This is a genomic window from Haladaptatus sp., assembly GCF_049589095.1.
Taxonomy (GTDB): domain Archaea; phylum Halobacteriota; class Halobacteria; order Halobacteriales; family Haladaptataceae; genus Haladaptatus.
In genome coordinates this window covers 1-6,089 of sequence record NZ_JBAWAC010000518.1, presented here as the reverse complement: position 1 = coordinate 6,089, position 6,089 = coordinate 1, and the positions used below count along the sequence as shown (strand labels likewise).

The window sequence follows — 6,089 nt, the reverse complement described above, 5'->3', positions numbered from 1 at the left end:
AGTCACGAGCGGTCGGCCACCCTTCGGAAGTTCGGCCGCCTCGTCGGCGCTCAGGTCAAGTTCGTACTCGTCGGTCAATTCGGGGTTTTCCTCGACGAATTTCCGCGTTTTCTCCTTGAGCGCATCCCGCACCTCCGTGTCGAGGACGGGTTCTCGGTCGAGCGCCATCGCAACCGCGTCCATCGTCACGTCGTCCGGCGTTCCGCCGAGACCGCCGGTGACGATGACGGCGTCGAACGATTCGTGCCACTCGCGGACCCAGTCCACGATGATTTCGACGTTGTCGGGAACGGTCATGATTCGGCGAACCGATCCACCCCTGTCGTGGATCTCCGCCGCCAACCACGTCGCGTTCGTGTTCACCGTGTCCCCCGCGAGGATTTCGTCGCCGACCGTGAGAATCGCGACTTCCATGGGTTCGACCTATGGCACTCGATGGATAAAAATCGTCCTGCCGAACAGGGTCGAAACTACGCTCCGTCGGAATCCCGTGGTGCGACAGCCCATCCTATCGTGAACACCGTCCCGATGACAACGAGGAGAAAGGAGAGCCACACCCACAGTGTATGGGAAAATGCGACGACGAAGAAAATGGCGAGCAGCGTGCATTGGAGTCCGATGATCGGCATCAAGAGCTCATCAACGTCCATGTTATCACGACAAATCTACATAAAATGAACCTTCCGGGATCGATTCGCTCGTGCCGCGTCTCAGGCCAGCCCGATCTTCTCCTGATACGCGCCGTGTTCGGCCTCGAACACGTCCATGATCTCGCCCATCGTGGCGTACTCCTTCACCGCGTCAACGATGGCTGGCATGACGTTTTCGTCGTTGTCGATGGCGTCTTGGAGGTCGTCGAGCGCCGCTTCGACGGCGTCGTCGTCGCGCTCCTCCTTGACCTCCTCCAATCGGGCGAGTTGGCGGTTCTGGGTCTCCTCGTCCACCTGCAGGATGTCCGGTTTCGTGTCCTCCTCGATGTCGTACTTGTTGACGCCGACGACGATCTCCTCGCCGTCCTCGACGCGCTCCTGGTACTCGTAGGAGGCTTCCTGAATCTCGCGGTGGAAGTAGCCCCGGTCGATGCCTTCGAGGACGCCGTCTCGCACCGAACCGTCGCCCATCTCTTTGATCTCCTCGATGTACGCCATCGTTTTCTCCTCCACCTCTTCGGTCAGCGACTCGACGGCGAAACTGCCGCCGAGCGGGTCGATGATGTCCGCCGCGCCGCTCTCCTCGGCGATGATCTGCTGGGTTCGCAGGGCGACGCGGACTGCCTGCTCGCTCGGGAGCGCCAGCGCCTCGTCGAAGCTGTTCGTGTGGAGACTCTGGGTGCCGCCGAGGACGCCAGCCAACGCCTGAATCGTCACGCGGACGATGTTGTTCAGCGGCTGTTGGGCGGTCAACGACTGTCCGGCCGTCTGGGTGTGGAACTTGAGCTGTTTCGACTTTTCGGACTCCGCGCCGTACCACTCGTCCATCACGGTCGAGTAGATGCGACGGGCGGCTCGGAACTTCGCCACCTCCTCGAAGATGGAGTTGTGCGAGTTGAAGAAAAAGGAGAGCTGTGGCGCGAACTCGTCGACGTCCAACCCGCGCTCCATCGCGTCCTCCACGTAGGCGAACCCGTCGGCGAGCGTGAACGCGAGCTCCTGCACCGCCGTCGAACCGGCCTCGCGGATGTGGTAGCCCGAAATCGAGATGGGTTTGATGTTCGGCGTCTCCTCCACCGCGAACTCGACGGTGTCGGTGACGGTGTGGAGCGACGGTTCCGGCGGGATGACCCACTCCTTCTGTGCGATGAACTCCTTCAGCATGTCGTTCTGGAACGTGCCGCGAATCTCGTCGCGCGGGACGCCCTGCTGGTCGGCCAGCGCAACGTACATGGCGAAGATGACGGGCGCGCTCGGGTTGATGGTGAAACTGGTCGAAACTTCATCCAAATCGATGCCGTCGAAGAGGATTTCCATGTCGCGGAGGGTGTCCACCGCCACACCCTCCTTGCCGACCTCGCCGTCCGACAGCGGGTCGTCCGAGTCCTTGCCCATCAGGCTCGGCATGTCGAAGGCAGTCGAGAGGCCGGTCTGGCCGTTCTCGATGAGATAGTGGAACCGGTCGTTGGTCTCCTCGGCCGTCCCGAACCCGGCGAACTGGCGCATGGTCCACGTCCGACCGCGGTACATCGTCGGGTAGACACCGCGCGTGTAAGGGTCCTCGCCGGGATAGCCCAACTCCTCCTCGTAGTCGATATCCGCAACGTCAGTCGGGTCGTACAGGTCCTCGACTTCGAGGTTCGAGACGGTTGCGAACCGCTCCTTCCGCTCGCCGAACCGCTCCAATACAGGAGAACGAGTATCCTCCTCCCACTCCTCTTTTCCCTGCCGGATCTCCCGCAGGTCATCCTCGTCGTACATGGTCGTAATTTCTGCCGGGGAATTCATTAAGGATTCGGTGAGCGATTCGTGCGACGTGAGGAGGGTCGTTCTCGACGACGTCGCCCCCGATTCGAATCCTCACCCGAGAACGGAGACGCGAACGCGATGCGGTCCGGTTTCCGTCGCCAACGCTACCGAATCGACGAAGCACCTACGAACGTCCTCGCGCCACGCCTCGATCGCCGCCGCGTGGCGCTCGTGGTGGGCTTCCACGTCGTACTCGGTCGAAGAACCGTCCATACTCGGGTCGGTATCATCGACCTGTGGATACGATGGTGCGTCCGCCGTCACGAGTTTTCGCGGTGGGATTCGAATCGGAGCGGGACCGCCGTGGCCGTCGTCCGCCGGTTCCGTCGCCTGCACGACGTGGAGACGGGCGCGCACCCGTCCGGCGAACGGGGCCGTGATCCGCAGCACCGCCTTCCGGCCGCGCTCGGTGGCTTCGAGCGCGGTCACCACGTCGTCGGCGTGGACCGCGACGGCACGGATGGCCCTTGGGTCGTCGCTCTCGCCGGGCATGAATTTCGGTGGGGAGCGAGAGGAGTTGTAGGTGTCGGCGACGACGTGACGGAACGGTGGGAACGATGTGTCGGCAGGAAGGGGGAACGGTCAGTAATGGCCCAGCACCCCCTGTCGTCGAGCGCGGCGCGCGGCCAGCGTGAAGACGTAGAAGCCGAGCAGACAGTAACCGACCGCGGCGGCGACGAGGATAGCGAGGTCGGTCGCGGGAAACTGCCACAGACGGACCCCGTTCTGCATCGCTCGCTGAAGCATCGCGCTTCCCTGCACCAGTGGGAGGTAGCGAAGCGGTTCGAAGTCGGCCACGGGGGCCGCAATGAGGCCGATGAGGACGAACTGCATCAACTGCGAGACGTTTTCGATGCGCTTGTACAACAGCGCGAGTCCGGCGAAGACGAAGCCGATGCCGACCACGGGAAGCAGCGTCAGGACGACGATGGGAACGACGGTCAGCAGATCGACGGCGAGGTGCTGCCCGGTCGTCACGAGCATCAGCGGGAGGATGATCGCGCCCCACAGCATGCTTTCGAGGAGGTACGCGACGACGCTCGCCGCCATCACCGTCCCGAACCCGTACGGGGACATGTACAACTGTTCGAGCGTGCCCCACTGTGCCTCGTGCGTGACGCTCGCCGCGAGGCTGAAGTACGCCGCCAGCGCCATCGTCCACAGGAACCACCCGACGATGAGACCCCCGAACATATCCGCGAGCGCACTCGCAGCGCCGATGCTCCCGGCGGCCGCCTTCCCGCCGAAGAAGATGACGGCGAAGAAGAGATACACGGTCACGATCTGTGCGAGCGTGTTCATCGGATAGCGAATCAAGAGGAACACGCGCTTGCGGAGAACCGCCGTGAAGAGCGTCGGCACTCCGGCGACATCCGAATCCGGCGTCTCGTTCGACCCTTCGGACCCGTAGCTCACGCGCCCTCACCTCCTGTGTCGTCGGTGATGCTGAGGAACACGTCCTCCAGATCGGGTTCGACGGACGCCATCGACGCAACCGTGAGGCCGTTCTCGCGGAGGCAGTCGGCAAACTCGTAGAATTCGTCGCCCGTCACGGAGACCGCGAATCGCTCGCGGTCGGCCTGCCGTTCGAACTCCGTCGCGTCGAACGCGTCTTCGAGATGGCGACGCGTCACAGCGGGAATCTCGCCCGCCACTTGCACCGCGTAGGCCTGTGTGTGGAACAGGTCGAGCAGGTTGTCGAGGCTGTCGTCGGCGACGACGTGACCGTCGCTCATGATGATGACGCGGTCGCAGATGTCCTCGATGACGTCCATGTCGTGGCTCGAAAGCAGGACGGTCGTCCCCGTTTCGTCCGCCAGGTTCCGGAGTTCGGCCCGCAGTTCGAGCGAACTCTCGACGTCCAGTCCGAGGGTCGGTTCGTCGAGGAAGACGACGTCCACGTCGCGCGCCAGCGTGCAGGCGAGCGACACCTTCTGTTTCATCCCGCGGGACAGTTCTCGAACCGCGGTGTCGGCCTTGTCCGAGAGGTCGAACTGGTCGAGGAGCGCATCGTGGCGTTCACGGGTCTCGGCGGGGCGCTGACCGGCCAGCGCCGCGAAGAACTCCAAATTCTCCCGGACGGTCAGTCGCCAGTAGACGTTGCGTGCGCCTTCGAGCATCGCTCCGACGTGTCTGTACGCCCGCTTCGTGTCGGCGTGTACGTCGATACCGCCGACGACCACTCGACCGCCGGTGGGAATGATCAGTCCGAGGATCGATTTGATAGTCGTCGTCTTCCCCGCCCCGTTCGGACCGAGCAGTCCGACGACGGAACCCCGCTCCACGTCGAACGAGACGCCGTCCACGGCAGTGACCGCATCCGCCCCGTCCCCGTATCGTTTCCGCAGGTTTTCGACGTGGAGGATGGATTCCGTCTCGCTCTTCGTCGTTCCCGTTGCTGCTTCTCCGTTCGCTCCCGTCGCCTCGTCGGCTTTCGATTCCGCTCGGGGCGATTCGATGCTCATACGTCTTCCTGTTGTGATGACAATATAATCGTTTCCAGAACGGCCTTTCAGCATTATTTCTGACACGAAAATGTTATGCGAGAAGGTCGAAAACCGTGAACTGTGACCGACGACGATTCCGAGTCTCTCCCACCGGCAGAGGCGTTCGCGCTGTTCGCCGATGAGACGCGAGTTGCCATCATCGAAGCGCTCGCGGAGGAGGCAACTATCGAAGGAACTGACGGCCCTTCGTTTGCGGAACTCAGGCGAACGGTTGGCGTTTCCGATGCTGGACAGTTCAACTATCATCTCTCAAAACTCCGTGATCGATTCGTCGTCAAACGCGATGGGAAGTACTATCCTCGATATGCTGCACTCAAACTCGTCGGGGCGATACGGGAAGGGGCGTTCACCGAACGAACGGAGTCGCGGTCAGCGACGCTCGAACACACGTGTCCCCAGTGTGAGCGGTCCTTGACGGGTATCTACGAGAACGGCCTCATGCGAACCGAATGTGACGAACACGACATGGTGTTCCAAACGAGCGTTCCGCCGCAGGCCGCCACGAACCGATCGGTGTCGGAAATCGTCGCGTTCGCCAACGTGGAGTCACAACACCACATTCAGAAGGCAGTCGATGGAACGTGTTTTCTCTGTAGCGGGTCGATGTCCGTGGAGAAACCTCACTGGACGGACGGCGGCAGCCTCGTCACACGAATCGACTGTGACTCCTGTTGGATGCGAATGCACTTACCAGTCGAAAGCTCGGTCATCCGCCATCCCGCTATCGTTTCATACTTTTACGAACGGGGAATCGACGTACGGGAAGTCCCCTTTCTCTCGTTCGATTTCGTTCGAAGCGAGACCAAGACGGATATGGTCTCGGAGGACCCGTATCGAATTCGTATCGTCGTCGGCCCGGAGGAGGACGCACCGACGCTCACGCTCGACGAGGAGTTGAACGTCGTGAACGTGGAATGATTACTGCAACCGTTTCGTCGTCTCCATCAGCGGATGGCGTGCGTAATCCACGACTTGGATATCGTCGATGCTTTCGAGTCCTTCCTTGCGCGCCGTCTCGGCCATCCCGAGTTCGACCCGGTGGTCGGTGATGATGACGTAGGCGTCCATCTCCTCGATATCGAGTCGGTCCGCGGCCTTTGCCCGGTGGTGGCCGTCCGCCAGC

Annotated in this window: 7 protein-coding genes and 1 pseudogene; 1 reads left to right on the top strand and 7 read right to left on the bottom strand. The window is 62.1% G+C overall.

Going from position 1 to position 6,089, the window contains the following annotated elements; translation table 11 throughout:
- The 6 genes from WBV42_RS16200 to WBV42_RS16175 all read right to left on the bottom strand — a co-directional run.
- The coding region (locus WBV42_RS16200) for a molybdopterin-binding protein (protein ID WP_423986942.1) at nt 1-414 on the bottom strand (414 nt) is incomplete at its 3' end.
- 56 nt (nt 415-470) lie between these two features.
- Complete coding sequence (locus WBV42_RS16195; RefSeq protein WP_423986941.1) at nt 471-650, bottom strand: hypothetical protein; 180 nt, start codon at nt 648-650, stop codon at nt 471-473.
- Nucleotides 651-710: 60 nt separating this feature from the next.
- On the bottom strand, nt 711-2,411 hold the full coding sequence (locus WBV42_RS16190; protein ID WP_423986940.1) for an acyl-CoA mutase large subunit family protein: 1,701 nt from the start codon (nt 2,409-2,411) through the stop codon (nt 711-713).
- Between the two features lie 99 nt (nt 2,412-2,510).
- A complete protein-coding gene (locus WBV42_RS16185) occupies nt 2,511-2,951 on the bottom strand; it encodes a hypothetical protein (protein ID WP_423986939.1) in 441 nt (146 codons plus the stop codon).
- A gap of 90 nt (nt 2,952-3,041) precedes the next feature.
- Nucleotides 3,042-3,875 carry an ABC transporter permease gene (locus tag WBV42_RS16180; RefSeq protein ID WP_423986938.1) on the bottom strand — a complete coding sequence of 278 codons (834 nt, stop codon included), beginning with the start codon at nt 3,873-3,875 and terminating at the stop codon, nt 3,042-3,044.
- The gene (locus tag WBV42_RS16175; protein WP_423986937.1) at nt 3,872-4,924 is read right to left on the bottom strand and encodes an ABC transporter ATP-binding protein; all 1,053 of its coding nucleotides are present in this window, start codon (nt 4,922-4,924) and stop codon (nt 3,872-3,874) included. Before WBV42_RS16175 ends, WBV42_RS16180 begins: the two co-directional genes overlap by 4 nt.
- Nucleotides 4,925-5,026: 102 nt before the next feature.
- Between WBV42_RS16175 and WBV42_RS16170 the strand changes: the two genes are divergently transcribed.
- Nucleotides 5,027-5,884 (top strand): winged helix-turn-helix domain-containing protein, encoded by an 858-nt coding sequence (locus tag WBV42_RS16170; RefSeq protein WP_423986936.1) that lies wholly within the window; start codon nt 5,027-5,029, stop codon nt 5,882-5,884.
- Here the strand turns inward: WBV42_RS16170 and WBV42_RS16165 are convergent.
- A pseudogene (locus WBV42_RS16165) lies at nt 5,885-6,089 on the bottom strand (hypothetical protein); the annotation flags it as partial.

Bases quoted from the DNA above. Each gene is read 5' to 3' on its own strand.
- WBV42_RS16195 (WP_423986941.1), bottom strand. From the start codon at position 650: ATGGACGTTGATGAGCTCTTGATGCCGATCATCGGACTCCAATGCACG.
- WBV42_RS16190 (WP_423986940.1), bottom strand. From the start codon at position 2,411: ATGTACGACGAGGATGACCTGCGGGAGATCCGGCAGGGAAAAGAGGAG.
- WBV42_RS16185 (WP_423986939.1), bottom strand. From the start codon at position 2,951: ATGCCCGGCGAGAGCGACGACCCAAGGGCCATCCGTGCCGTCGCGGTC.
- WBV42_RS16175 (WP_423986937.1), bottom strand. From the start codon at position 4,924: ATGAGCATCGAATCGCCCCGAGCGGAATCGAAAGCCGACGAGGCGACG.